Source organism: Nocardia sp. CC201C (assembly GCF_030010695.1).
GTDB lineage: Bacteria > Actinomycetota > Actinomycetes > Mycobacteriales > Mycobacteriaceae > Nocardia > Nocardia otitidiscaviarum.
This window is the reverse complement of record NZ_JASCXP010000719.1, coordinates 1-1,398: the sequence shown is the minus strand read 5'-3', so window position 1 is coordinate 1,398 and position 1,398 is coordinate 1. Positions and strand designations below refer to the sequence as shown.

Below are 1,398 nucleotides of genomic sequence, written 5' to 3'. Positions count from 1 at the left end.
GTGCCCGGCTTCCGGCAGCGGGATCGGGTGGCGGGCGCGGGGGCGGGAGCGACCGGCGCACGCCGCCGACGTCGGGTGACTTCCATCCCAGTGCTTTCGGTCACGGTCGGGCAACCGTCCATCCGGGTCGCAACTGCGTGGCTATCGACACGACCCGCTAATTAGCGGCTAATATCACGCATATCGGCCGAGATCGCACGAGGTTGTTCACCTTCCGTTCACCCGCCCAGGTCCAACTGTCTACGTACCGCCCCTACGTTGCTATGTGGGCGGTACCAGGCTGCCCGGTGCGCGAGTTCGCAGCGAACAGCCACCAATATGCGCCCGTCCGGCCGTTGAGGGGTCGGGCGTGCAGAACGATGATTCCCGGAGGAACTTAGGTGAATCTCAAGCGTAGTAGCGCCCTGATCGGCGTGCTCGCCGCAGGTGCCATGACGCTCGCCGCGTGTGGCAGCGACGACAACACCGAAACCAGCCAGGTGTCCGCGAATACCGATGTCGCCTGTGGCGGCAAGACCTCGCTGAAGGCCAGTGGCTCGTCCGCGCAGAAGAACGCCATGGAGCGCTTCATCGCCGCCTACGAGGCCAACTGCGAGGGCTACACCCTCGACTACACCTCCAGCGGTTCCGGCGCCGGTGTGAAGGAATTCCTCGGCGGCCAGACCGACATCGGCGGCTCCGACTCCCCGCTGAACGCCAAGAAGGACGAGCCCGCGCAGGCCGCCGACCGCTGCGACAGCCCGGCGTGGAACCTGCCGGCCGTCTTCGGCCCCATCGCGGTCACCTACAACATCGACGGCGTCACCGACCTCGTGCTGGACGGCCCGACCCTGGGCAAGATCTTCAACGGCACCGTGAAGACCTGGGACGCTCCCGAGGTCCAGGCGCTGAACCCGGACGCCAGCCTGCCGGCCGGGCCGATCGCGGTGATCTTCCGCAGCGATGAGTCGGGCACCACCGACAACTTCCAGCTGTACCTCGACGCCGCCTCCGACGGCGCGTGGGGCAAGGGCGCGGGCAAGGTCTTCCACGGCGGCGTCGGTGAAGGCGCCAAGGGCAACGAGGGCACCTCGGCGGCGATCAAGAGCACCAAGAACTCGATCACCTACAACGAGTGGTCGTTCGCCAAGGCGCAGAACCTCTCGATCGCCCAGATCGTCACCTCGGCCGGTCCCGAGCCGGTCGAGCTGAGCGTCGAGTCCGCGGGCAAGGCCATCGACAGCGCGAAGATCGCCGGCGAGGGCAACGACCTGGTGCTGGATGTTTCCTCGTTCTACAAGCCCACCGAGGCGGGCGCCTACCCGATCATCCTCCCGACCTACGAGATCGTGTGCTCCAAGTACGGCGACGCGGACACCGCCACCGCGGTGAAGGCGTTCCTGACCTCGGCGATCACCA

1 protein-coding gene is annotated in these 1,398 nt (G+C 67.0%); it reads left to right on the top strand.

Translation table 11 applies throughout. The features are described 5' to 3' along the window. Positions 1 to 380: 380 nt before the first annotated feature. A partial coding sequence (pstS, locus tag QK444_RS36250) for a phosphate ABC transporter substrate-binding protein PstS (protein ID WP_282786635.1) occupies positions 381 to 1,398 on the top strand: 1,018 nt, incomplete at its 3' end.